26 protein-coding genes are annotated in these 20,515 nt (G+C 69.0%); 11 read left to right on the top strand and 15 right to left on the bottom strand.

Annotation, left to right across the window (positions count from 1 at the left end):
• Together IO39_RS41365 and IO39_RS41360 are read right to left on the bottom strand one after the other, a co-directional pair.
• Positions 1 to 462, bottom strand: a 462-nt coding sequence (locus IO39_RS41365) for a LysR family transcriptional regulator (protein WP_245642572.1), incomplete at its 3' end; no start/stop codon positions are given.
• A 104-nt stretch (positions 463 to 566) separates the two neighbouring features.
• Entirely contained in the window at positions 567 to 896 is a 330-nt protein-coding gene (locus IO39_RS41360) for a putative quinol monooxygenase (RefSeq protein WP_043636357.1), read from the bottom strand.
• A 64-nt stretch (positions 897 to 960) separates the two neighbouring features.
• Between IO39_RS41360 and IO39_RS41355 the strand changes: the two genes are divergently transcribed.
• A complete protein-coding gene (locus tag IO39_RS41355) occupies positions 961 to 1,320 on the top strand; it encodes a MerR family transcriptional regulator (RefSeq protein WP_043636354.1) in 360 nt (119 codons plus the stop codon).
• A gap of 99 nt (positions 1,321 to 1,419) precedes the next feature.
• Here the strand turns inward: IO39_RS41355 and IO39_RS41350 are convergent, their stop codons facing one another.
• On the bottom strand, positions 1,420 to 1,785 hold the full coding sequence (locus IO39_RS41350) for a MerR family transcriptional regulator (RefSeq protein WP_043636351.1): 366 nt from the start codon (positions 1,783 to 1,785) through the stop codon (positions 1,420 to 1,422).
• 51 nt (positions 1,786 to 1,836) lie between these two features.
• On the opposite strand from IO39_RS41350, the gene IO39_RS41345 reads away from it, so the two are divergent.
• Both IO39_RS41345 and IO39_RS41340 read left to right on the top strand, forming a co-directional pair.
• Positions 1,837 to 3,033: an MFS transporter gene (locus tag IO39_RS41345; protein ID WP_052424061.1), complete on the top strand. Its 1,197-nt coding sequence runs from the start codon at positions 1,837 to 1,839 to the stop codon at positions 3,031 to 3,033.
• 102 nt (positions 3,034 to 3,135) lie between these two features.
• Positions 3,136 to 3,978: a class I SAM-dependent methyltransferase gene (locus tag IO39_RS41340; RefSeq protein WP_084774430.1), complete on the top strand. Its 843-nt coding sequence runs from the start codon at positions 3,136 to 3,138 to the stop codon at positions 3,976 to 3,978.
• A gap of 225 nt (positions 3,979 to 4,203) precedes the next feature.
• On the opposite strand, the gene IO39_RS41335 is transcribed toward IO39_RS41340, so the two are convergent.
• The 5 genes from IO39_RS41335 to IO39_RS41325 form a co-directional block, all read right to left on the bottom strand.
• Positions 4,204 to 4,707 carry a S1 RNA-binding domain-containing protein gene (locus IO39_RS41335; RefSeq protein WP_052424059.1) on the bottom strand — a complete coding sequence of 168 codons (504 nt, stop codon included), beginning with the start codon at positions 4,705 to 4,707 and terminating at the stop codon, positions 4,204 to 4,206.
• 218 nt (positions 4,708 to 4,925) lie between these two features.
• Positions 4,926 to 5,159, bottom strand: coding sequence for a hypothetical protein (locus IO39_RS55445; RefSeq protein ID WP_157549663.1), 234 nt, complete (start codon positions 5,157 to 5,159; stop codon positions 4,926 to 4,928).
• Positions 5,160 to 5,273: 114 nt separating this feature from the next.
• Positions 5,274 to 6,263 carry an aldo/keto reductase gene (locus IO39_RS41330; RefSeq protein ID WP_043636347.1) on the bottom strand — a complete coding sequence of 330 codons (990 nt, stop codon included), beginning with the start codon at positions 6,261 to 6,263 and terminating at the stop codon, positions 5,274 to 5,276.
• A gap of 94 nt (positions 6,264 to 6,357) precedes the next feature.
• Positions 6,358 to 6,525, bottom strand: a complete 168-nt coding sequence (locus tag IO39_RS57110) for a hypothetical protein (RefSeq protein WP_211267360.1) — start codon at positions 6,523 to 6,525, stop codon at positions 6,358 to 6,360.
• 671 nt (positions 6,526 to 7,196) lie between these two features.
• Complete coding sequence (locus tag IO39_RS41325; protein ID WP_043636344.1) at positions 7,197 to 8,060, bottom strand: NAD-dependent epimerase/dehydratase family protein; 864 nt, start codon at positions 8,058 to 8,060, stop codon at positions 7,197 to 7,199.
• 92 nt (positions 8,061 to 8,152) lie between these two features.
• Between IO39_RS41325 and IO39_RS41320 the strand changes: the two genes are divergently transcribed.
• The gene (locus IO39_RS41320) at positions 8,153 to 8,794 is read left to right on the top strand and encodes a TetR/AcrR family transcriptional regulator (protein ID WP_052424057.1); all 642 of its coding nucleotides are present in this window, start codon (positions 8,153 to 8,155) and stop codon (positions 8,792 to 8,794) included.
• A gap of 77 nt (positions 8,795 to 8,871) precedes the next feature.
• Here IO39_RS41320 and IO39_RS41315 read toward each other — a convergent pair whose 3' ends face one another.
• A complete protein-coding gene (locus IO39_RS41315; RefSeq protein ID WP_043636341.1) occupies positions 8,872 to 9,159 on the bottom strand; it encodes a sensor histidine kinase in 288 nt (95 codons plus the stop codon).
• A gap of 410 nt (positions 9,160 to 9,569) precedes the next feature.
• The gene (qcrB, locus tag IO39_RS41310; protein ID WP_342671477.1) at positions 9,570 to 11,126 is read right to left on the bottom strand and encodes a cytochrome bc1 complex cytochrome b subunit; all 1,557 of its coding nucleotides are present in this window, start codon (positions 11,124 to 11,126) and stop codon (positions 9,570 to 9,572) included.
• 433 nt (positions 11,127 to 11,559) lie between these two features.
• Here qcrB and IO39_RS41305 point away from each other — a divergent pair, with 433 nt between their 5' ends.
• Together IO39_RS41305 and IO39_RS55440 are read left to right on the top strand one after the other, a co-directional pair.
• Positions 11,560 to 11,814 (top strand): hypothetical protein, encoded by a 255-nt coding sequence (locus IO39_RS41305; RefSeq protein WP_043636338.1) that lies wholly within the window; start codon positions 11,560 to 11,562, stop codon positions 11,812 to 11,814.
• Between the two features lie 119 nt (positions 11,815 to 11,933).
• Positions 11,934 to 12,062 carry a hypothetical protein gene (locus tag IO39_RS55440; RefSeq protein ID WP_157549665.1) on the top strand — a complete coding sequence of 43 codons (129 nt, stop codon included), beginning with the start codon at positions 11,934 to 11,936 and terminating at the stop codon, positions 12,060 to 12,062.
• A gap of 177 nt (positions 12,063 to 12,239) precedes the next feature.
• On the opposite strand, the gene IO39_RS41295 is transcribed toward IO39_RS55440, so the two are convergent.
• Both IO39_RS41295 and IO39_RS41290 read right to left on the bottom strand, forming a co-directional pair.
• Positions 12,240 to 13,823, bottom strand: a complete 1,584-nt coding sequence (locus IO39_RS41295; RefSeq protein WP_245642570.1) for an MFS transporter — start codon at positions 13,821 to 13,823, stop codon at positions 12,240 to 12,242.
• Positions 13,824 to 13,875: 52 nt separating this feature from the next.
• Complete coding sequence (locus IO39_RS41290; RefSeq protein WP_052424055.1) at positions 13,876 to 14,361, bottom strand: DsbA family oxidoreductase; 486 nt, start codon at positions 14,359 to 14,361, stop codon at positions 13,876 to 13,878.
• A 104-nt stretch (positions 14,362 to 14,465) separates the two neighbouring features.
• On the opposite strand from IO39_RS41290, the gene IO39_RS59800 reads away from it, so the two are divergent.
• The 3 genes from IO39_RS59800 to IO39_RS41285 all read left to right on the top strand — a co-directional run bounded on the left by IO39_RS59800 (position 14,466) and on the right by IO39_RS41285 (position 16,022).
• On the top strand, positions 14,466 to 14,825 hold the full coding sequence (locus tag IO39_RS59800; RefSeq protein ID WP_369332906.1) for a winged helix-turn-helix transcriptional regulator: 360 nt from the start codon (positions 14,466 to 14,468) through the stop codon (positions 14,823 to 14,825).
• Positions 14,725 to 15,078, top strand: a complete 354-nt coding sequence (locus IO39_RS59505) for a hypothetical protein (protein WP_369332905.1) — start codon at positions 14,725 to 14,727, stop codon at positions 15,076 to 15,078. Before IO39_RS59800 ends, IO39_RS59505 begins: the two co-directional genes overlap by 101 nt.
• Positions 15,079 to 15,428: 350 nt before the next feature.
• Positions 15,429 to 16,022 (top strand): hypothetical protein, encoded by a 594-nt coding sequence (locus IO39_RS41285; RefSeq protein WP_043636335.1) that lies wholly within the window; start codon positions 15,429 to 15,431, stop codon positions 16,020 to 16,022.
• A gap of 592 nt (positions 16,023 to 16,614) precedes the next feature.
• On the opposite strand, the gene istB is transcribed toward IO39_RS41285, so the two are convergent.
• Positions 16,615 to 17,388 (bottom strand): IS21-like element helper ATPase IstB, encoded by a 774-nt coding sequence (gene istB, locus IO39_RS41275; RefSeq protein ID WP_043636327.1) that lies wholly within the window; start codon positions 17,386 to 17,388, stop codon positions 16,615 to 16,617.
• 102 nt (positions 17,389 to 17,490) lie between these two features.
• Complete coding sequence (istA, locus tag IO39_RS41270; protein ID WP_043636359.1) at positions 17,491 to 18,966, bottom strand: IS21 family transposase; 1,476 nt, start codon at positions 18,964 to 18,966, stop codon at positions 17,491 to 17,493.
• Positions 18,967 to 19,215: 249 nt separating this feature from the next.
• On the opposite strand from istA, the gene IO39_RS55435 reads away from it, so the two are divergent.
• Both IO39_RS55435 and IO39_RS55430 read left to right on the top strand, forming a co-directional pair.
• Positions 19,216 to 19,368: a hypothetical protein gene (locus IO39_RS55435; RefSeq protein WP_157549661.1), complete on the top strand. Its 153-nt coding sequence runs from the start codon at positions 19,216 to 19,218 to the stop codon at positions 19,366 to 19,368.
• A 10-nt stretch (positions 19,369 to 19,378) separates the two neighbouring features.
• Complete coding sequence (locus IO39_RS55430; protein WP_157549659.1) at positions 19,379 to 19,786, top strand: hypothetical protein; 408 nt, start codon at positions 19,379 to 19,381, stop codon at positions 19,784 to 19,786.
• 117 nt (positions 19,787 to 19,903) lie between these two features.
• Here IO39_RS55430 and IO39_RS55425 read toward each other — a convergent pair whose 3' ends face one another.
• Positions 19,904 to 20,299, bottom strand: a complete 396-nt coding sequence (locus tag IO39_RS55425) for a hypothetical protein (protein WP_157549657.1) — start codon at positions 20,297 to 20,299, stop codon at positions 19,904 to 19,906.
• Positions 20,300 to 20,515: the final 216 nt, after the last annotated feature.

Here is a 20,515-nt window from a genome sequence, read left to right as displayed (position 1 = left end):
CTGCAGGTCGCACCCGGGGTGCCGGGCCCTGAAGGCGTCGAAGAGGGGCCGCAGGTCCTGCGGGTTGTGCCCGACCATGCCCAGCCGCAGCACCCCGGTCGTGCCCTGCGCGGCCCGGACGGCGCGCTCGATGCCCTCGCGCAGCCCCCGGTACATGGGCCGGAGGTCTTCGTAGAGCTGCCGGCCGATCGGCGTCAGGGCCACGTTACGGTTGTCGCGGTCGAACAGGGCGGCGCCGATCCGGCGCTCCTGCTTCTTGATCGTCTGGCTGACGCGGGCCTGGGTCACGTGCAGCCGCTGGGCGGTGCGGCCGAAGTGCAGCTCCTCGGCCAGCGTCAGGAAGATCTCGATGTCACGCAGCTCCACCTGCGGCACTCCCTTCTTCTCGACGTCTCTCCTCGGCGTCCTGAACGGCTTCGAGGCGGACGGCGCGGCGCGGCGCGGTGCGGCACGATGCGGCACGATGCGGCACGGTGGCCTCGTGCTCACCGTGGCCGCCCGCGCCCTACGCCTGACCGTCAGCAGATTCTTCACCAGGGGTTCGCCGGCCGGAACCGGGCGTGCGATCAGGCCGCGGTGGCCGGATAGGGGCTCCTCATCGCGCCGAAGTAGGCCTCCGGGGCTCCTTCGAGGTGCTCGGGCAGGGCGTTCATGAAGGTGCGCAGCAAGGGGGTCGCGTTGTGCCGGTCGAGGTCCTCCTGCGAGCGCCAGACCTCGTAGAGGAAGAACCGGCCGTCCTCCTGCTCGTGGAGGTGGTACTGGAGGCTGCCCTCATGCCCGCGGGACGGCTCGACGAGGTCCAGCAGGAGCTTCCTGAGCTCATCGGCGTGTCCGGGCTTGGGGGTCAGGAATCCGTAGAGCGAAACGGGCGTTTGCGCGGTCGATGTCGTCGTCATGTGACCAACGCTAAAATATGACACGGATGTGAGATTCAAGCCGGAGCGCTGTGAGGTGTGTCACATGAAGATCGGAGAGCTGTCCCGCGAGACCGGCGTGGCCGTACGCCTCCTCCGCTACTACGAGGACCAGGGGCTGCTCACCTCACACCGCAGCGAAGGCGGCCACCGCCACTACGGGCCCGAGGCCCCCGCCACCGTCGAGCGCATTCGCGCCCTGCTCGCCGCCGGGCTCCCCACCAAGGTCATCCGTGAGCTCATGCCCTGTTTCGCCGGCCACGGCATCCAGCTCCAGGCCTGCGTTCTCGACCACCTCAAGGCCCAGTACGCCGAGCTGGACTCCCGCATAGCCGACCTCGCCCAGGCCCGTACGGCTCTGGGCGACATCCTCCAGGCCTCGGCCCGGACCCTCGCCGACGCCTGAGCCGACGCCTGAACCGACGCCTGAGCCGGCCGCCACCTGCCGGGAGGCCGTCGCACGCCCGGCAAATGGCCGGGGCGGAACCGGCGCGGGGCCGGCAGCTCACCTGGTGAGCTCCAGCGGCGCGGCCTCAAGGACGGCGTCCAGGAGATCGCGTGAGGCGAGCAGCTCCTCGATCGCCTGCGTGAGGCGCTCACGATGGGCGCGCAGATCGTCGATCACCTCAGGGCAGACGGGCACGAGATTCCCCGCCTTGACCCGCACGCAGGGCAGCACCGTGGCGATGGTCTCGGTGTTGAGCCCGGCCGACAGCAGGCGGCGGATGCGCCGGACGGTCTCCACGTCCGACTCCTGGTAGGAGCGGTAGCCGCTGGGCGCCCGTTCCGGATAGAGGAGTCCCTGCTGCTCGTAGTAGCGCAGCAGCCGCTCGTGGACCCCCGTACGACGTGACAGTTCACCGATGCGCATCACGCCTCCGATTTGACTCTGACATGGATGTCAGAGCTTAGCCTTCCTGCGATGAAACGGACAGTTCTCACTCTGGCTTGCCTGTGTCTCAGCGTCTTCGTCGTCGGCACCGCCGAGTTCCTGGTCGCGGGACTCCTGCCGCAGATCGGCGCGGACCTGCGGGTCTCCGTACCGGTGGCCGGACAGGCGGTGACGGCGTACGCGCTCGGCGCGGTGATCGCCGGCCCCCTGGTCGCCATGGGGACCGCGCGTCTGCCGCGCAAGGGACTCATGCTCGCGTTGATGGCGATCTTCGTCGCGGGATGCGCAATCAGCGCGCTGGCACCGTCCTACCCGGTGCTCCTGGCCGGGCGGGTCATCTCCTCCATCGGACACGCCACGTTCTTCGCGGCGACGCTGATCGTGGCCACCACGGTGGTCTCCGCCGGCCGGGCCGGCACCGCGATCGCCGCCGTGACCTCCGGGCTGACCGTGGCCAACCTGCTCGGGGTGCCGCTCGGCGCGGCGCTCGGCCAGGACATGAGCTGGCGCCTGCCGTTCGCCGCGCTGGCCGCGCTCGGGCTGGCCTGCCTGGCGTTGCTGGCTCTCACGATGCCGCGCACCCCCGCCCAGCCCGCCGGGGTCGCGGCCGAGATCGCGGTGCTGACCCGGCGGCCGGTACTGCTGGCCATCGCGACCACGGCCGTGGGTTTCGCCGGGGTGGGCGTGGTGTTCACCTACGTGGCGCCCATGCTGACCGAGGTGAGCGGGTTCGCGCCGTCCACGGTGTCGCTGCTGCTGGTGGCCTACGGCGTGGGCAGCCTGCTGGGCAACCTGGTCACCGGGCGACTCGCCGATCGCGCGCTCGGAGCGACGCTGCGCGGGGTCTTCGCGTGCCTGACCGTGCTGCTGGCCATGCTGCCGCTGGCCGTGGTGCACCGACCGTGGGCGGCGGCGGCCGTGCTGGGGCTCGGCCTGCTGACGACGGCCACTGTGGCGCCGCTGCAAACCCTGATCCTGCGGCACGCCGGCGCCGCCCCCACTTTGGCCGTCACGGTCAACGTGTCCGCGTTCCTGCTGGCCCACGCGGTCGGCTCGGTGCTCGGCGCCGGGGTCGTCACCGTCGCCGGACTGCGCTGGACGGGCCTGGCCGGCGCCGTGCTCAGCGCCGCCGGGCTGCTGCTGTCCTACCTGGCGGCGCCCCGGGACGCCGCCGCCGCACGACCGTCCGGCGCGGACACGAATCCCGACCACCAGACGGTCACCTAGCGCCGGAGAAGTCCACGTCCTGCGGCAGGCCGGGGATCCAGCGCCCAGCCGCCCCTCTCCTTCATCCCGCACCCACACTCCCTACTTTTGCGAGGAACCTCCATGCCCGTCTCCACACCTGCCCCCGAGCCTGCCCCCGAGCCTGTCCCCGCGACTGCCTCCGCGCCTGCCTCCGCGTCTGCCTCCGCCGACCACTATGACCGGCTGCTCGCCCAGCACTACACCTGGATGCTCGGCGGTGATCTGGCCGCCCTCGCCAACGAACAGGCCGACCTGCTGCGCAGTCTCGGCGTCGCACCGGCCACCGCCGACGCCACCGCCGACGCCACCGCCGTCGACCTCGGCTGCGGGCCCGGCAACCAGAGCCTGGCCCTGGCCCAGCTCGGCTTCGACCGAGTGCTGGCCGTCGACACCAGCACGACGCTGCTCGACGAGCTGGCCACGGCCGCGGCGGGCAACCCCGCGATCCGGCCCGTCCACGCCGACCTGCGCGCCGCGCTTCCGCGGATCACCCAACCTGGCAGCGTGGCGGCCGTCGTCTGCATGGGCGACACACTCACCCACCTGCCCGCCAAGAACGACGTGACCGCGCTGCTCGGCGACATCACCCGGGCGCTGACCGTGGGCGGCAAGCTCGTCATCACCTACCGCGACCTCACCCGGCCCCTAACGGGTTCCGACCGGTTCATCCTGGTCCGCGGCACCGCCGACCGGCTGCTCACCTGCTTCCTCGACTACCGGGACGACGACACCGTGCTCGTCCACGACCTGGTGCACACCCGTACCGGGGACGGCTGGACCCAGCAGGTCGGCAGCTACCCCAAGCTGCGCATCGGCGCGGACTGGCTCGCCGCGCAGTGCGCCACGGCCGGGCTGACGGTCGAACGCAGCGAGATCGGCCCGCGCGGCATGCGCGTGCTGACCGCCGTCAAACAGCACGGCTGACCCTGCCGCGCCGGTCAAGCGCGGGGCAGGCAGGAGAGCCGAGTCGAGCACGGGCCGGCGGCCGCCGGCGTCAGCGGCGCAGTGAGAAGATCCCGCCATGAACGCCCCCGACCTACGCGCCGCCTCCCGGAGCTGACACAGGCTCTACGCGCACTCCTCCGTACTCATCTGCGCGTACGGGGGAGTACGCCGGACAGCCCGTGCCCCCGCGCCTCAGCCTGACGATCAGGCGAGCTCAAGGCGGACCCGGTGACGCCGCATGTTGATGTCCGCGATCCGGACCGGCAATTCGTGGCCCTCGGAGGGCAACTCGCCGTCGGGGAACTCCGAGATGTGGACCAGCCCTTCGATCCCATCGCCGATCCCCACGAACACCCCGAACGGGATCACCTTGGTCACCGGCGCCCGCAGCACCGAGCCCAGCCGCGTTCGCGCCAGCTCGACCAGCGGGTCGTCCTGCAGCGCCTTCAACGACAACGACATGCGTGCACGCTCGAGATCGACGTCAAGGACCATGACCACGATCTCCTGACCGACCTCCACGACCTCGGCCGGATCATCGAAGCGTCGCCAGGACAGTTCGGCCATGTTCACCATGCCATCGGCACCGCCCAGATCCACGAACACGCCGAACGGCTCGATGGAGCTCACCACGCCCCTGCGGACCTGCCCCGGCTCGAAGGAACGCAAGATCTCAACGACGTCTTCCGGATCACCTTCGTCAACCATCCTGAGACGACCCTACGAGCCCACGCCGGCCACAGCAAGATCCAGAAGCAGCGCCCGACGTCGTGAGTGACCCGGCGTACTCCGACGATCAGCCGGTGCTCGCTGTGGGCGAGACGGCGCGTCATCTGGACGATGGCGGACCAGGGCTTTCCTGGCGGCGTACAGCGGAAGCGAAGCCGGCAGGCGGTGATCGAGGCGGTGCGGCGGCTTCCGCGGCGTCAGGCGAGGCGAGCGTCGTCGGCAGGTGGACGATGACCTTGATCGATGCCGGGTCTTGCCGATCCCGGCCTCGCCCGTGATGAGGACGGCGCCGCCCCGGCCCGCCGCGCCTCGGCCAGCCGCCGCTCCACCAGCGTGAGCTGGGCCGACCGCGCGATCAGCCCGTCCTCGTCCGGCTCCGGCTCGGGCCGGGCGGCGGGCGCCGGCTCGGGCCCCGGGTCACACCGCTCCATGCCCCTCCAGCCGTACGCGGCCCGTCGGCCACGGCGACACCTGGCGCTCGGGGTCGACGGCGGTGACACGGGCAAGACGCAGCCGTATCGGGCCCCTCCGACGCGCCGCCCGTCTCACAGCACCGTGTCCACCGGAACGCGTTCGTCCAGCAGGCCCTCGGCACGCAGATCAGACCACAACAGCACCGGTACGGGGGCCGAGAACGCGGCGGTGTTGAGCCGCACCTCCTGCGCTGAGCGCATGCCGACCACGATGCCCGCGACCGCGGGGTGACACAACGGGAAGGCCATGGCGGCCTGGGGCACGGTCACTCCGTGCGACTCGCAGACATCCGCGATCCGGTTGACCCGCTCCAGCAGCTGCGGGTCGGCGGGCGCGTAGTCGAAGCGCGCTCCCTCGGCAGGCCGGTGGGTCGCCAGCAGACCGGAGTTGAAGACGGAGGCGGCCAGAACCGACACGCCGCGTTCGGCGCAGGCGGGCAGCAGCTCGTCCAGGGCGGTGTGGTCCAGCAGCGTATAGCGGCCTGACAGCATGATCACATCCGCGTCGGTCTCCTGTACCAGGCGGGTCAGCTTGCCGGGGTGGTACATGCCCGCGCCGACGGCGCCGACCATGCCCTGGGCGCGCAACTCGGCCAGAGCTGGGTACCCGTCCCGCAGGGCGGCCTCGAAGTGCTCCTCGGCATCGTGCAGATACAGCACGTCGATCCGGTCGACGCCCATGCGGGTCAGCGAGTCCTCGACGCTGCGCAGGATACCGTCGCGAGAGAAGTCCCACACCCGGCGGTGCGTCGCCGGTACGGCGAAGCTCTCGTCCAACCGGCCCTTCGGGTCCTGCGGGACCAGCAGCCGGCCGACCTTCGTCGACAGCGTGAACTCCGCCCGCGGCTTGCTGCGGAGCAACTCGCCGATGCGGCGCTCGGAGTGCCCGATGCCGTAGTGCGGAGAGGTGTCGAAGTAGCGGATCCCCGCCTCCCAGGCGGCAGCCAGCGCCCGCGCCGCGGTGTCGTCATCCAGCGGTTCGAACAGGCCGCCCAGCGGCCCGCCCCCGAAGCCCAGCTCGGTGACCTCTGTCGTACTGCGTCCGAGCCGATGAGTACGCATCCGGCATGTCTCCTTCGCGTGCGGTTCCGGCTCTACGGCCGAACGTCTTCTTGTTCAGGCGTGTCGTTGAGGCCAAACGGTTCGTGCGAGTTTGTCATGCGGCGGTTGATCCCCACCGCTGGGGCAGGGCGAACTTCGGCTGCCGCCCGCCGTAGATTTGGGATACAACGCGCCGAACCCGTCGGCGTGTGAAGTTGTGGATCACATCGCGAACCTGGTCTGCACTGGTGAAGGCCAGCTCTGCGATCTTCTCGACAGCCATGCCCTGCGACGGTTACAGCGGTCCCGATAGCACTGACGAAGTTTCGGTCGGATATAGCCGCGACCAGCAGTGAGATCAAGGTGGCTGGTTGAGGGTTGCAGCGCCTTACCGAAGTACGGGGATCTGGTGAGGGACGATGTGTGACGGGCCCGATCGCGCTGACTGTGGGCGGCACGCTCGGCATCGGCTGTCGGTCCAGGAGTCGCGGCACCGGCTCGCCCGTAAGGTCCGGCACGGCAGTGGCGGGAAGGGCAGGAAGACCAGCTCGCCGCCCTCGGCCTGGTGGTGAACGCCGCCCATCTCAACTGCCTGGGCCGCTACGCCATCGCACCTTCCGGCCGAAGACTGACCGGAACGACTGTCCTTTGCGCGGTCCTCGCCCCATCGTGCCCGGCACCGTGATCCGCCTGCAGGTCTCCGCTCTGCCCGGCCGGACCCGCGCGCCCAGAACCATCTGGTTGTGGTGGCACGGGCCCGCCGCTACCCCGCTGGACCCGGACCTGTTGTGGCGTGCCCACGTCCGGCGCTTCGACATCGAACACACCTTCCGCCTGTGCAAGCGGACCCTTACCGCCCCGCGGAGCGCTATCTGGCGGGGGGAAACCTGGGTCGATTTCAGGTGGGCCACCCACGACTGTGCCGCCCCGGAGCATGTCGTCGCGGGGTGGGGGTCAGCTGGTTGCGAGTTCCTCCAGCAGGGTCGGCCGCGACGGGGCCCAGCCGAGTTCGGTGCGCGCCTTGGCGCTGGTCGCCACCTGATCGAGCAGGAACGCCTCGACCATAACGCTCCAGTACTGCTGCGCGTCGGCTGGATCCCAGTCCTGTACGGTCAAGCCGAACTTGTCCGCCACCACCTTCGAGGCGTCCCGCACCCGAACGGGCTCGTCGACGGTGGCAAGGTACGACGAGCCAGCCCGAGCCTTCTCGACGGCCAGGGCATACAGATCGCCCAGGTCGTCGGCGTGGACAACTGACCAGCGGTTCGAGCCGTCGCCGAAGTGGCGGACCACCTTGCCGCCGTTGCCGTCGTGCTGTGGGCTTAGCACCATCGGGATGTAGCCGCGGCCGCCGCCGTACACCATGCCAGGGCGGATCCGGATCGTGTGCACGTCTTTCGCGTCGACCAGCATCTTCTCCACGGCGGGGCGCCACGACACGACCATCGGCGGCACGAACGGCGACTCCTCGGTGGCTGCGGTGTCACCGGTGTTGCCGTGCACCCACAGGCCACTGGTGTAGACGAACGGCTTGCCCGTGCCGGCGAACGCCTCGAGGAAGGAGTTCACCACCGCGTAGTCCATCTCGCCGGACCGCTCGTCGTTGCTGGAGGCGGCGTGCACGGCCGCATCGACGTCCTTCGCCACCCCAGCCAGCGCGCCGGCCGTGAACAGGTCGGCGACCAGGGGCTCCACGCCCTCCGGCGCGGGCCGACCCTTGGCCTTCACCGTGCCTACCACTGTGTGGCCACGCCGGACCAGCGCACTCGCCACCGCGCCACCGATCGTCCCGGACAGGCCGGTCACCATAACACGCATGAGGGGATCTCCTTTTCTATCAACGTTAGAATTCGACCGTAGTGCCCTTCGTGGCCTAATGTCTACCGTTGTTAGAAAAGCGAGGAGGGCTCGTGCCGCGGGAGGGCAAGCGGATCAAGGGCAGCGTCGGTGAACGTGCCGAGGCGCGGGACCAGCTGCGGGCCGAACTACTGTCGGCGGCCCGTGCGCTCGCGGACGAGTCGGCCGGGTTCGACAGCGTGACCGTGCGGTCGGTCGCGGATCGTGTCGGCTACACGGCCCCGATCGTGTACCAGTACTTCGCCAACAAGCGGGCGTTGCTGGTCGGGCTCGTGGACGTGGGCTTCGCCGAGCTGGCTGACCGGCTCGGGCGTGCGCAGTGCCCCGAGGAGTACGCGCGAGCGGGTGGGCCGCTGCTCGCAGTCGCCACTGCGTATTGGGAGTTCGCGGCTGAGAACCCGCACCTCTACCGGCTGATGCACACCCTTTCCGACGTGCCGTTCGGCACAGCGAAGGCGCCGGCCGCCGCCCGTGAGTGCTTCGGCGTGCTCAAGGCGGCGGTCGAGTTGGGCGCACCGGACCACCCGGCGGCGAAGGTCGACGACGACGCCGTCGCAGATCTGCTGTGGGCGCACCTGCACGGCCTGGTGAGCCTCACGCTGGACGGCCGGATCAAGGGTGGTCCGCGGCGGGCACGGGAGTTGCTCGCCGACCTGACGGTTTCCTTCGTCGGCACCCCGTTGCCGGTGGAGTGAAGCGCTCCAGCATTGCCTGCAGGAGCGGGAGCGGCAGGCCGCACACGCGGCCATGGCGGACGGGATCATGATCCGGTCTATGCTGCGGGTGGCTTCGGCCGGAGCCAAGGCACGACTCCCGTCACGGTGGTGCCGGCACCCTCCACACTGCGGACCGTGAGGGCGCCCCCGATCTCGGCGAACGCCGCCCGCATCCGGACGATGCCGCTTCCCGGCCCTCCGGGGGCGAATCCGCGGCCGTCGTCGCTGACCGTCATCCGCAGACCGCCGCGTCCCAGGGTCACCGCGATCGATACGGTCTGGGCGCCGCTGTGGCGCTCGGTGTTGACGAGCGCCACACACATCGCCTCCAGCACCCCCCGCATGCCCGCCCCTTCAGCTCCGGAGCCGGCAGAGGCGTCCTTCACACCGCCCCGCCCTTGAGGACAAGACAGCGCCCGTCGCCGTGACATGCGGCAGGCGTTGTCTGCCGATCCGCTCGCGTTGCATCCCCGCCACCTCGTGAGGCCACCGAGCCGAGGCAGTCTGATCGAGCGGGGCCACCGCCTCATAGAGCAGGTCGATCGCGGTCCGGCCAGGAACTTCCAGTCACCTGAGCGGGCCGGGCACAACCCGTGCACGCAGCACTCCGCCGGCGAGAAGCTCCGTCCCATCAGTGATGGGCAACCCTGCGAGATGACCAGGTGCTCCATGACGCAGGCCCGCTCGACGGTCCAGCGCTGTTCCCGAGGCCGGAGCCGTGGCTGCTGTCTCGGACGGGCAGGGTAGGTGGCGTTCAGCGCGTCAGGGATCGATCGTGCTCCTCGTCCAGAGGGACCTTCTCTCCGCCGTACGTGGCGGACATCCGGGCACGTAGCCGGCCGATGGGGTTGCGGGCGTGCACCGGCGGGACGCCGGGGTCCGTGTCGGCGGCATCCATGTCGCCCACCAGCACGGGCACGGCTTCCTTCGCGCGCAGGTGTGCCTCGATGTCCTCGATCAGCGGTGTGTGCAGCTCGGCGAACGCGCCGCCGGGCTCACGCCTGATCACACCGGTGGGCACGCCGTGTCCGATGAGTTCGGCGTCGGAGCGTTGCAGGGCGAGGCAGACGCGGTAGGTGATGATGTACGCGAGTACGGGTCCGGCGATCACCAGAACGCGTCCGGCGTAGGTGGTGGCGTTCAGGCTGATGTGGAAGGTGGACGCGATCAGGTCGTTGGCGCCCAGCAGCCACAGCACGCCGTAGAAGACGACAGCGGACACACCGATCGAGGTGCGGTGCGGGTTGTTGCGCGGCCGCTCCAGGATGTGGTGCTCCCGCTTGTCGCCGGTGACCCACTGCTCGATGAAGGGGTAGAGCAGCATCCCGGTGAGGATGACGCCCAGCGGCACCAGCGCCGGGACGACCACGCTCAACGGCACGGTGCCCGCCTGGCCGGCGCCGAAGAGATTGATCTCCCAGGCGGGCATCAGGCGCAGCGCGCCCTCCAGGAAACCGAGGTAGAAGTCCGGCTGGGAGCCGGCGGAGATGTCGCCCGGGCTGTAAGGGCCGTACAGCCACACCGGGTTGATCTGGGCGAAGGTACCCAACGCCGTCACCGCGGTCAGCACGAACAGGAAGAACGCGGTGGTCTTGGCCGCGAACGACGGATACAGCGGAGCGCCCACCACGTTCTTCCGGGTTCGATCCTTGCCCGGCATCTGAGTGTGCTTCTGCACCCACATCAGCACCAGGTGCGCCGACATCAGCACCAGCAGCGTCCCCGGGATCAGCAGGATGTGCAGCGCGTAGAAGCGGGAGATGATGTCATCACTCGGATACTCTCCGCCGAACAGAAAGAAGGTCGCATAGGTGCCGATCACCGGCAGCGAGATGAGCACGCCCTCGGTGACCCGCAGGCCGGTGCCCGACAGCAGGTCATCCGGCAGCGAGTAGCCCGTCAGCCCCGCCAGCAGGGCCAGCGTGAGCATCGTGACGCCGATGATCCAGGTGAGCTCGCGCGGCTTGCGATAGGCGCCGGTGAAGAAGACACGCAGCGCGTGGACCATCATGCCGCCGATGAACAGGAGCGCCGACCAGTGGTGGATCTGCCTGATGAGTAGCCCGCCGCGTACCTCGAAGCTGATCTCCAGCGTGGAGGCGTACGCCTCCGACATTCCCACGCCTTTCAACGGCGCGTAGACACCGTCGTAGACCACGTGACCCATGCTCGGCTTGAACCAGAATGTCAGGAACGTGCCGGTGAGAAGCAGAATGACGAACGCGTACAGCGCGATCTCCCCCAGCAGGAAAGACCAGTGATCAGGGAAGATCTTGCGCAGGTTGCGCTTCAGGAAGCGAGCCCCTCCCAAGCGATCGTCAAGAAACGATGAGGTCCGGGCGATGGTCCGGGGGACCGCCTTCGGTCCGGTATGCATGGGCGCGACTCCCTCTCTGTCCGCGTTCACCCATAAGACGTCCGAAAGCGTGACTTTGTGACATTCCGGGAGTCCCGCTACAGCGGTGGGATGTCACATTCGCGAGGTCCTTCGCGTCTTAGGGGATGACCAGCGCACGTCCGAACCCGGCAGGTGATCCATGTCGACGTCCTCACATATCGGGCCCGGCTCATGGCGGATCGTCCTCGACGCCACCGAAGCGAGGCTGACGACGAGCGGCCGGAAAGGGCCACGGCTCCTGTCCGCACTGCCACGTCTTGACGGCACCTTCTACTTGCGGCCCAATGCCGCCCTGGCGGGATTCGCGCTCCGGTTCCCACTGCCGTCCCACCGCACCGAACCGCCAGTGCTGCAGTGGGAGTCGGCGGAACTCGACAGCGACGCACACGCCTGGTTGCGTTTCGGGGGCCAGGCAGTGCACTCACCCGTCTCGGTGATCTGCGCCGAGATCCCCGGCGAGCACCCGTACGTGAAGGTCGTCCTGGAGACGGTGTTCTCCTCGCGATACCTGCGCCTGCCCGGCTGGGCGTGGCCTCGTTCACGGCCCGTGACGCTCAGGCTGTTCAGCGAGATCCGCCCGGCTCATCGGGTCATGCCGTGAACCGGCCTAGGCCGATCGACCCTGCGGCCGGGCACCGATCGCCGCTCCGGTGTCAGAACCGGATTCCTCCTCCGACGGTTGTGGAAGAGATCTCATGAACCTCGCCCTGTGTGGTGCTGATGGTCGGTGCGATGGTCACGCACCTGCGCCGAGGCGAGGGCAGGTCCGCCGTGGGCAACCTGGCCTATCTCGCCCTGGCCGCCTTCGTGGCGTGGGGCCGCTTCGTCCCCGAGTCCTTCACCGGCTGACCGGGGTGGGGTCTGTCCAGTAGACCGTACAGTCCCCAAGCTGGAGGAAGAACGGGCGCTCGGCGCCGTGAGGTTGCGGAACTGCGCGGGGCATTGGAAGTAGCTCAAGGGGAGAACCTGGAGCCGCGCCGCCGCCTTGAGCGATACGAGCCAGCATGATGATGCTCACGGAGTAGGTCAGCGGGCGGGTGGTGCCTGCGGCGAAGAGGTCTCCATCGGCTGGTGCTCATCAGCCGATGGGTGGGCATCACGGCCCACCTGCCGCAGGAGAAACACAGTCAGGCAGGCCAGCCCGAGCAGGACGGGGATGGCGATGGCGGCGGTCAGTTGCAGACCGTCGGCGAACGCGTTCCGGGCGTGGGTGACGAGCTCGTCGCCGAGGTGCTCGGGAAGGAGCTGGGCCGCGGTCACGGCTGCTGGGAGCGTGTCCGCGGCGGCGGAAAGGCGGTCGGGGACCACGGTTGTCATGCGGCTGTGGTAAACCGCGTTGACCAGGCTGCCGATCAGGGCGATGCCGAGGGCGCCGCCCAGCTCTTGAGTGGTCTCCCCGACGGCTGCGGCCGATCCGGCCTGCCGGGGTGGAGCGGCGCTGACGATCATGTCGATGCCCAGTCCCGACACCGGCATGAGGCCGGCGAACAGCAGGACGGAACCGGTCACGACGACCGGTAGCCCGGCTGAGGCGTCGGCTTGGGTGAGCACGGCGAACCCGGCAGCGGCGATGACCAGCCCGGCTCCGAAGATGTGAGCACGGTGAATCTTCCCCGCCAGCGCCGACGCGACGAAGATCGCCATGGTGCCCGCGATGACCAGAGGAAGTCCCCACAGGCCTGCTGCGAGCGGGGACAAGCCCAGCACCATCTGCATGTACTGGGCCATGAGGAACTGGGTGCCCAGCATGAAGATCACGGTGAGGGTCAGCGTGCTCAGGGAAACGGTGAAGCTCCGGTTGGAGAACAGTGACAGGTCCAGCAGCGGTTGGGTGAGCCGCCGCTGTCGGCGGACGAACAGCACGCCGACGGCCAGTCCGAGGACGATGGCGGCCGTGGGGACCCAGGCGAAGCCGTCCTTGGCCATTTCCTTGATGCCGTACACCACGGCCAGCGCCGCCATCAGCGACATCGCCGCGCTCGGCAGATCCAGCCGGGCGGGCCGGGGGTCGCGGTACTCGGGCAACAGGACCGGCCCGAGAGCCACCAGCAGCACCATGACCGGCACCGCCGCCAGGAACACCGATCCCCACCAGAAGTACTCCAGCATCACGCCGCCCACCAGCGGGCCCATGGCGCCGCCGGCCATGAAGCCGGCCATCCAGATGGTGATGGCGGTCGTGCGTTGGCGCGGATTGTGGAACATGACGCTGATCAACGAGAGAGTGGAGGGGCCCAGCGCCGCCCCGGCGAGGCCGAGCAGCGCGCGGGCGGCGATCAGTGTCTCGGCGGTGGCGGCGTAGGCGGCCAGCACGGAGGCGGCTCCGAACATGGCCGCGCCGATCAGCAGGACCCGCCGTCGGCCGACGCGGTCGCCCAGGGCGCCCATGGGGATCAGCGCGCCGGCGATGAGGAAGCCGTAAATGTCGGTGATCCACAGCAGTTGGGAGGCGCTGGGATCGAGATCGGTGCTCAGGCGCGGTACGGCCAGGTGCAGCACGCTCATATCGATCATCACGAGCATGGCGGGGAGAACAAGGACGGCAAGGCCCGCCCACTGTCGCCAGCCTGCCCGCGCCGGGGCATCGGAACGCATGTAGATCTCCTTCACGTTGGATCGTGGTGGCCGTACGGCATGCGGATGGGCCGCAGCGCGGGGCGTGTCATCCGGTTGCTCGGCGCCAGGCCAGGCGGAGTTCTTCAAGGAGGATGTCCGGGGACTGGGCGCCCGCGATGATCCGCCGGCCGGCGATGACGAAGGACGGCACCCCGTTCACGCCGCGGCGGCGCGCCTCGTCTTCGTCGGCTCGTACGGCGTCGACATAGTCGTGGCCACGCAGCAGCGCCTGAGCCGACTCGGCGGGGAAGCCGGCCTCCTCCGCCAGAGTGGTCAGAGTCGCGTTATCGGCGAGGTGGGCGCCCTCGCCCGTGTAGGCCCGCAGCATCCGCTCTCCGACCTGATCACCGAGGCCGCGGTCGATGGCCGCGTGCAGCAGGCGGTGCGCGTCGAAGCTGTTGACCGGGCGGGCCTGGTCCAGGCGATAGGTCAGGCCCAGGTCGGCGGCGAGCGCGGCCTCCCAGCGGCGCTTGCCGAGGTGGCACCAAGGGCATACGAAGTCGAACCAGATATCGACCGTGATGTCAGGCATGGGCGACACTCTAGGAGCCGGGCTTACTTTTGGTAAGGACGTACCTTTAAGTAAGCTCTAGGCCATGGCGGTAGGCGACCAGGAACCGCGTCGTGCCTGACGCGATGAGTGACGTATTCAACAGCGACTGTCCTGGCCGAACCGTGTTCGTCCACGTGACCAGCCGCTGGGGCATGCTGATCCTGGCCGCGCTGCGCGACGGGCCCCTGCGCTTCTACCTCCTGCGTGATCGCATCGGAGGGATCAGCGAGAAGATGTTGTCGCAGAACCTGCGCGACCTCGTCCAACCTGCGCGACCTCGTCCGCGACGGCCTGGTACATCGCGAGGTCGAACCCTCCGTACCTCCCAAGGTCTCTTATTCCCTGACGCCCCTCGGCGAAGGGCTCGCCGCGTCCCTCCAGACGTTGCTGTCCTGGATCGCATCACACACCGCCGACGTCATCGCCGCTCAGCACCGGCATGACGCGCTACGACGCGAACCGGACCTGTCGCGGAAAAGAGGTTCAGCCCTTCTGAGCTGTACGCCGACCAGTGCTGATGCCTCCCCTTGTCGGCGATATGGTGCTCACGCCCGGAGCAGGAGCTTTAGATCACATCTCTGTGGCGGACACAGATACCAGATGGTCAACGTCCAGCCCGGACGCCAGCTCGACCGGGGTGTCGTGCACCGTAGGACGAGTGCCAGCTTCCACCCGTCAACGCGCAGGTGGGGCTGACCTGGGGCGGCGTGACGGCTTCCTCGATCAGCACCTCATAGCAGGTGTTGCAGCCGTCGCGGTCGGCGTCGATCCAGTGTCGGAAACTGGTCCGCTGGTAGCCGTCCCGGCTTTCGGTGCCGGTAGGGAGACCGGCCACGGCGTCGCGGAGGAGGATGGTCTGGGCTCCGGCGGATGACACGGTGTCGATGGCGGCATGCGCGGCGGCACCGGTCAGGGATGTGGCGAGGCGTGCCCAATCGCTTCTGCGGCTGTACGACAGGCACGGTTGAGGCAGACTGCGCGTGCCCGCAGTCTTCCGAGTTTTGTAGATCCAGCCCCCGGACCACTGGGGCAGCGACGCGCTGCAGATGGCCGAACCGCAGGCGTATGCTCTCGACGCTGCCTACGACCGGGCCAGCGCCAACCCCGACACGCTCGCCCCTCCCTTCGTCGACATGGTGACCGGCGAGGTCATCATCCCCGCTGCCACCGCAGACGGTCACTCCGTCGGCTCGGCGACCTTGGCCGGCACCGCCTACCTCGGGCTGGGCAGCACTGACTGGACACTTCCCGGCAGCTACACCGGCCCCGACGGCGACGAGGACGACGCCGCAGGGCAAGCAGGCTCGCCAGAGGCATACAGCTTCACCCCCGTCGTGCGTGATGTGGCCACCAGCTACGCCCGCCTGCGGACCATCATCCGGGAGGTTCTGACCGCCACCCCCGCGCAGTTGCCTGACGCCGACAAGATCGTCGGTGGCGGGATCTCGCCGGACCGCAACCAAGTCATGTTCACGGTCACCGCCGTGTCGCCCGCACTGCGGCAGGCGCTGGCCCAGCGATACGGAACCAACAGTGTCGTCCTCGTTCTGAATCCCGCTGCCGCGTCTGCGCGCCAGTCCCAGCCCAGCACGGCCGGGCGGGCGGGCGAGCCTCGCAGACGCTGGCACGCGAGACAATGACGACGATCAGCTTAACGGCGGCGGACTCTACGAGGGACAGGGCGGCGGCGGCTGCACCATGGGCTTCGCTTGGAAGACCGCCGTGGGCAAGCGAATGGTGACCGCCGGCCACTGCTTGCCCACCGGAGCCGGTACGGTCAGCTCCTACAACGCCCACGCCGAACTGACAACGTGGACCATGGGGACGGGGACCGTGCAACTGCCCACCAAGCCGAACGAGCATGGGCTCGGAGACACCGCGCTCGTGGTCACCGGCGCCCCCAAGACGCCGGCTCCGGCCATCTTCACGGGCGGCCCGACGTCTGCTACGAAATGGCCCGTGAAAACCGGGTGGCCTCGGGACTCCGTCAAGGGTGACCATTTCTGCATCAGCGGCAGTACATCCGGCCAGCAATGCAACTGGAAGGTCACGGACGCCAGAGACTACTGGCGCAAGACGGACGCCGGGACGCTCGACTCCGCCACAGTGGGAACGCACCCCAGCTACTGCGTGTCAACGGCCATGAGGATGCCCAGGTAGATGGTCTTGGGTTGTCTTGGCTGGTGGCCATCAGAAATCCAGGCTGATGGCCGGGGTGGTCCTGATGGGTGGTCAGGTGAGTGGGGTGACGCCCTTGCCGGCGAGGGCCTGGGCGAGGCGGTGGGAGTCGCCCTTGGTGAGGACCAGGTGGGCGTGGTGCAGGAGCCGGTCGACCGAGGCGGTGGCCAGGGTCTTGGGCATGATGGTGTCGAAGCCGCTGGGGTGGATGTTGCTGGTGATCGCAATCGAGCGGCGTTCGTAGGCGGCGTCGATGATGCGGTAGAAGGCCTCGGCGGCGTCGTTGCCTGCGGGCAGGAGCCCGATATCGTCGATGACGATCAGGTCGGCGCGGCAGATGCGGGTGACGGTGCGTGCGACCGAGCCGTCGACTTTGGCCTTGCCGATGGTGGCGGTGAGGGTCTCCAGGGTGAACCAGGCCACCCGCAGATCTTTCTCGATCGCGGCGTGGGCGAGGGCTTCGACGAAGTGGGACTTGCCGGTGCCGGATGGTCCGGCGATGACGAGATTCTCGGCGCGGCCGATCCATTCCAGGGTGGCCAGCGCGTTCTGGGTGGGCTCGCCGATGGAGGACTGCTCGGGCTGCCAGGAGGCCAGGGTCTTGCCGGTGGGAAAGCCGGCCGCAGTGCGACGCTGACGTCGGGTGGCGGCGTCACGGCCGACGACCTCCTCATTTATCAGGACGCGGAGCACTTCGGCGGGGTCCCAGCGTTGCGCGCGGGCGGTGGCCAGCACGTCGGGCGCGGCTTTGCGCAGGTAGGGCAGGCGCATGCGGCGCAGCAGCCGGTCCAGCTCATCGGGCAGGGCCGGCGCGGCGGGAGCGGTCACGGGGCGGGACTCCTTTGATCGGTTGCGGTTGCGGGTGGGCGAGCCGCCCGACCTGCGGGAGAGGCCGGGCAGCTCACCCCGGGGTCATCCCCGGGCCGGGATCTATCGGCCCAGGGCTTGCCAGCTGCTGGTGCCGGGCTGGGCGGAGTGGGTCTCGTCGGCGCGCACGAGCTCGTCGGCGGCCTGGTGGTCGGCCAGGTGGTCGCAGATGGCGGGCAGGTCGTCGTCGGCGAAGCGGCCGGCGATGGCGGCCAGGCCGAGGGCTTCATCGACGCGGGCCGGGCCGAGCACTGCGGCCAGTTCGACGGCGCGGGCCATCTTGGCCCGGATGCGCACTGCTCCGGCCGGTCCGGCCTCGGTCAGCCATCGCTGCGCGCCCGGCCCGATGGCCAGGAACGCGATCTCGGCCTCGGTGCGGGGCCGCGGCTTGGGGGCGTGGATGCTGCGGCCGCCGGGGTGATCGGGGTAGTGCTCGTCCAGGACGCGCGGGCTGCCCGGGGTGGACACCGGGTGGCGGGCGATCTCGGCCAGGTCGCCGTGGCCGGTGCGGGCGGTGATGAGCAGTTCCTCCCCCACCACGCGGACCCAGACCTTGGCGCCGACGTGCCCGGGCGGGGTGGAGTAGCGCACCGAGGCGAAACTGATGGTCTGATCGTCATAGACGGTGCGCTCGCTGCCCAGGGCAAGCGCGAACGGCTCGGCGGGCAGCACGTGCAGCGCGGCGCGTTCGATGGCCAGCCGCTCGGCGGGGATCTGCCCGGTGGCGCGGTGCCGGCGGCCGTTGATGTGCTCGCACCAGGCGCGGCAGGCGTCGGCGAGTTCGGTGAAACTGGCGTAGGCGCTGCGCAGGTTCGCCTCGGCGGGCACCAGATCGGCCTTGGCCAGGCGAACGGTGGCCTCCACCCCGCCCTTGGATTCGGGATCGTAGGGCACGCAGGTCTCCACCGTGCAGCCATAGTGCCGGCCGGCGGCCACGATCTGCGGATGCCGGATGGCGATCCCGGCCACGTGGTCGCTGGTGACCGTGCGCGCGTTGTCGGTCAGCACGTAGGTGGGCGCGCCGCCGCAACGCCGCAACGCCGAATCCAGACAGGCCACCAAGGTGCCCAGGGTGCAGTCCCAGACCGGGATCACCACCCGAAATCGGGACCAGGCCAGCCAGGCGCACCACAGCCAGGTCCGCCGGCCGCCAACGCGTGGCCCCTCGCCCCAGTCGAACTGCAACCACATGCCCGGCTCGGGGATCCATGGCCGGTAGGTGCGCCGCCGGCCGGCCTTCCACGCGGTCTTGGCCGCGTTCACCGCCCGCCGGGTCGAGCGCGGCGAGCCGCGATAGCCCATCGCGCTCAGCTTGTCGTGCGCGACATCAGCGCGGATCTTCGCCTTCGACACCTCCACCCATTCCTCGATCTTCTCCAGGAACGGGTCAATCAGCTTGGGCCGGGGCGCCCGCTCATACGGGTTGAGCCCCAAATCCCGTAGCTCGACATAGCGTTTCACGGTCTTGGGATCAGCACCGGTCAGCTGCGCGGCCGACCAGACCGTCTTGGTCAGGTCATATGCCTCAAAGATCTTCATGATCTCCCTGTCAGACTTGGTCACGGGACCTCTTCGGTCGGTTTGCGAAATGCGGCAAACATCAGCAAACCGGTCCGGGGAGGTCTCCCCGAACAGGACGGAGATCAGGACACGCCGGGCCATCCACCAGGAATTTTCGTGGCCATCAGCCGAGACTCAACTGGCCGCCCACCAAGAGCCTGCCATGGCCGTCGGCACTGCGCGGACCACGGAGACTCAGGTGGTCCCGTCTATACGCTCGTCACCACCGTGGACTCGGCAGGCAAGAAGAAGGCGTCCGCGACGGCGAAAGGCATTCTCAGCGCCGGTGGTGACCCTTGGTTCGGCGACTGCTTCGTGTACTACACCGACATCGATGACATTCGCCGTGCTTACGGCGGCAACGTCCTCATCAGCAAGTAGGATCGCCTCCATGCCCGCTGGCAAGGCTCTTGTCACCCTGGCGGCGTGCGCCGCAGTGATGCTTACCGGCTGTGCCACCTCCTCGTGGGAGGACATCGGTTCGGCATGGCTGTCGGCCGACGGACGCACGTTGACGGTCAGGCTGCTCCTCGCGGCACCTTCTCCGGACGCGAAGCCTTGTGAGCGGGTGACGGACACCGAGGTGAATGAATTCCCGTCGAAAATCGTCATCGGGATTCAGGTGGAGAAGGACTGTCCCCGTCCGTGGCCCTGGGAGGAACAGGTGGCCAGCCTGCTGATAAGCCGTCCCAGCCCGGTCGAGCTCCAACTGAGGAAACCACTCGCGGGTAGGTCCGTCGTCAACAACACCAGTGGTCGGCACGTTCGAATATATCCGGAGAAACGCACGTCTGAATGACCGTCGCGGCAGGTGGCGGAGGAGCCCCACCACCTGCCGCACCTTTGCACAGCATTCATGCGCGCTTGACCTCGCCTTTTCAGCGGACCGTGCCGAGTGGACGGCTCCGCCGATCACTCATGATGTCCCGACGCGACCGGGCCGGGCCAGGCGGCGGCACCGGGGTCCGACGGTGGCTCGGTGTCGATGGTGTCGAACCTGAGCCCCCTCGATCGCGGGCCGGAAGCCCAGTTCCTGGAGTTCGGGAATGTCGATCGCGGTAACTACGCGTAGAGCGCCGTTCTCGGCCACCATGTGGACCGCGAGACGTACCAGCGTGCCGCGTACCTCCGTTGGCAGGCCGGGCTGGGTATGGACCAGGTCGAGACGGGCGGTCGTGTGCCGCGTGTTGTCCTCCCAGGATGCGACCGCGCGGCCGACGCAAGGATGCCCGCGGGCGTTGTCCACGTACGCCTGTAGCCAGCGGGCCAGACTGTCCTCGGTGATCGCCGGCGGGGGGACGCTCACGTCCATGCCCGCCTTGGCCACCAGGACCCGGTCTCGGACGCGGGCATGGGGACCAGTGCCTCTGGAGATCCCCAGGTGACGTGGGTCCCGCGCCGGCGCAGCCGCCGTGGGAGAGACGCCGCGCTCCCGAGGAACTGGAGAAGCGGCTGGCCGGACGTGACAGATGGTCCCGGCTGGAACAGATCGGCTCGCCGCGGCGCGAACTCGATCTGTACGAGGAGG

This window comes from Nonomuraea candida (assembly GCF_000725485.1).
GTDB lineage: Bacteria > Actinomycetota > Actinomycetes > Streptosporangiales > Streptosporangiaceae > Nonomuraea > Nonomuraea candida.
The sequence above is the reverse complement of the archived record's forward strand: the minus strand, read 5'-3'. Positions and strand labels throughout refer to the sequence as shown.

What these genes read in the sequence shown, in the direction of transcription:
- IO39_RS55430 (WP_157549659.1), top strand. Translation starts at nt 19,379, where the DNA reads ATGCCCGCTGGCAAGGCTCTTGTCACCCTGGCGGCGTGCGCCGCAGTG.
- IO39_RS41330 (WP_043636347.1), bottom strand. Translation starts at nt 6,263, where the DNA reads ATGCGTACTCATCGGCTCGGACGCAGTACGACAGAGGTCACCGAGCTG.
- IO39_RS41335 (WP_052424059.1), bottom strand. Translation starts at nt 4,707, where the DNA reads ATGGTTGACGAAGGTGATCCGGAAGACGTCGTTGAGATCTTGCGTTCC.
- IO39_RS41285 (WP_043636335.1), top strand. Translation starts at nt 15,429, where the DNA reads ATGGCCGAACCGCAGGCGTATGCTCTCGACGCTGCCTACGACCGGGCC.
- IO39_RS41345 (WP_052424061.1), top strand. Translation starts at nt 1,837, where the DNA reads ATGAAACGGACAGTTCTCACTCTGGCTTGCCTGTGTCTCAGCGTCTTC.
- IO39_RS41290 (WP_052424055.1), bottom strand. Translation starts at nt 14,361, where the DNA reads ATGCCTGACATCACGGTCGATATCTGGTTCGACTTCGTATGCCCTTGG.
- IO39_RS55440 (WP_157549665.1), top strand. Translation starts at nt 11,934, where the DNA reads ATGGTCGGTGCGATGGTCACGCACCTGCGCCGAGGCGAGGGCAGGTCC.
- istA (WP_043636359.1), bottom strand. Translation starts at nt 18,966, where the DNA reads ATGAAGATCTTTGAGGCATATGACCTGACCAAGACGGTCTGGTCGGCC.
- IO39_RS41325 (WP_043636344.1), bottom strand. Translation starts at nt 8,060, where the DNA reads ATGCGTGTTATGGTGACCGGCCTGTCCGGGACGATCGGTGGCGCGGTG.
- IO39_RS41360 (WP_043636357.1), bottom strand. Translation starts at nt 896, where the DNA reads ATGACGACGACATCGACCGCGCAAACGCCCGTTTCGCTCTACGGATTC.
- IO39_RS55425 (WP_157549657.1), bottom strand. Translation starts at nt 20,299, where the DNA reads ATGGACGTGAGCGTCCCCCCGCCGGCGATCACCGAGGACAGTCTGGCC.
- IO39_RS57110 (WP_211267360.1), bottom strand. Translation starts at nt 6,525, where the DNA reads ATGGCTGTCGAGAAGATCGCAGAGCTGGCCTTCACCAGTGCAGACCAG.
- IO39_RS41355 (WP_043636354.1), top strand. Translation starts at nt 961, where the DNA reads ATGAAGATCGGAGAGCTGTCCCGCGAGACCGGCGTGGCCGTACGCCTC.
- IO39_RS41340 (WP_084774430.1), top strand. Translation starts at nt 3,136, where the DNA reads ATGCCCGTCTCCACACCTGCCCCCGAGCCTGCCCCCGAGCCTGTCCCC.
- IO39_RS59800 (WP_369332906.1), top strand. Translation starts at nt 14,466, where the DNA reads ATGAGTGACGTATTCAACAGCGACTGTCCTGGCCGAACCGTGTTCGTC.
- IO39_RS55445 (WP_157549663.1), bottom strand. Translation starts at nt 5,159, where the DNA reads ATGGAGCGGTGTGACCCGGGGCCCGAGCCGGCGCCCGCCGCCCGGCCC.
- IO39_RS41315 (WP_043636341.1), bottom strand. Translation starts at nt 9,159, where the DNA reads ATGCGGGGGGTGCTGGAGGCGATGTGTGTGGCGCTCGTCAACACCGAG.
- IO39_RS41350 (WP_043636351.1), bottom strand. Translation starts at nt 1,785, where the DNA reads ATGCGCATCGGTGAACTGTCACGTCGTACGGGGGTCCACGAGCGGCTG.